This is a genomic window from Shewanella maritima (assembly GCF_043643735.1).
GTDB lineage: Bacteria > Pseudomonadota > Gammaproteobacteria > Enterobacterales > Shewanellaceae > Shewanella > Shewanella maritima_A.
Map to the genome: position 1 here is coordinate 3217 of NZ_JBHZSM010000027.1, position 1581 is coordinate 4797.

Below are 1581 nucleotides of genomic sequence, written 5' to 3' on the forward strand. Positions count from 1 at the left end.
AATTCGTGTCGATAAGGAGGTGATCCAGCCCCAGGTTCCCCTAGGGCTACCTTGTTACGACTTCACCCCAGTCATGAACCACAAAGTGGTGAGCGCACTCCCGAAGGTTATGCTACCCACTTCTTTTGCAGCCCACTCCCATGGTGTGACGGGCGGTGTGTACAAGGCCCGGGAACGTATTCACCGTAGCATTCTGATCTACGATTACTAGCGATTCCGACTTCATGGAGTCGAGTTGCAGACTCCAATCCGGACTACGACGTACTTTGTGAGATTAGCTCCACCTCGCGGCTTCGCAACCCTCTGTATACGCCATTGTAGCACGTGTGTAGCCCTACTCGTAAGGGCCATGATGACTTGACGTCGTCCCCACCTTCCTCCGGTTTATCACCGGCAGTCTCCCTAAAGTTCCCACCCGAAGTGCTGGCAAATAAGGATAAGGGTTGCGCTCGTTGCGGGACTTAACCCAACATTTCACAACACGAGCTGACGACAGCCATGCAGCACCTGTCTCAGAGTTCCCGAAGGCACTAAACCATCTCTGGTAAATTCTCTGGATGTCAAGAGTAGGTAAGGTTCTTCGCGTTGCATCGAATTAAACCACATGCTCCACCGCTTGTGCGGGCCCCCGTCAATTCATTTGAGTTTTAACCTTGCGGCCGTACTCCCCAGGCGGTCTACTTAATGCGTTAGCTTGAGAGCCCAGTGCTCAAGGCACCAAACTCCGAGTAGACATCGTTTACGGCGTGGACTACCGGGGTATCTAATCCCGTTTGCTCCCCACGCTTTCGTACATGAGCGTCAGTCTTTGTCCAGGAGGCCGCCTTCGCCACCGGTATTCCTTCAGATCTCTACGCATTTCACCGCTACACCTGAAATTCTACCTCCCTCTACAAGACTCTAGTTCGCCAGTTCCAAATGCTATTCCCAGGTTGAGCCCGGGGCTTTCACATCTGGCTTAACGAACCGCCTGCGTACGCTTTACGCCCAGTAATTCCGATTAACGCTCGGACCCTCCGTATTACCGCGGCTGCTGGCACGGAGTTAGCCGGTCCTTCTTCTGCGAGTAACGTCACAGCTAACGAGTATTAACCGTTAACCTTTCCTCCTCGCTGAAAGTGCTTTACAACCCTAGGGCCTTCTTCACACACGCGGCATGGCTGCATCAGGGTTTCCCCCATTGTGCAATATTCCCCACTGCTGCCTCCCGTAGGAGTCTGGGCCGTGTCTCAGTCCCAGTGTGGCTGATCATCCTCTCAGAACAGCTAGAGATCGTCGCCTTGGTGAGCCATTACCTCACCAACTAGCTAATCTCACTTAGGTTCATCCAATCGCGAAAGGCCCGAAGGTCCCCTCCTTTCCCCCGTAGGGCGTATGCGGTATTAGCAGTCGTTTCCAACTGTTATCCCCCTCGACTGGGCAGATCCCTAAGCATTACTCACCCGTCCGCCGCTCGACGCCCTTAACGTTCCCCGAAGGTTCTGTTAAGTCGTTTCCGCTCGACTTGCATGTGTTAGGCCTGCCGCCAGCGTTCAATCTGAGCCATGATCAAACTCTTCAATTAAAAGTTTTTTCGAACTT

Annotated in this window: 1 rRNA gene; it reads right to left on the reverse strand. The window is 53.3% G+C overall.

Going from position 1 to position 1581, the window contains the following annotated elements:
* Positions 1 to 12: 12 nt before the first annotated feature.
* Positions 13 to 1564, reverse strand: a 16S ribosomal RNA gene (locus tag ACHUGF_RS17940).
* Positions 1565 to 1581 lie beyond the last annotated feature (17 nt).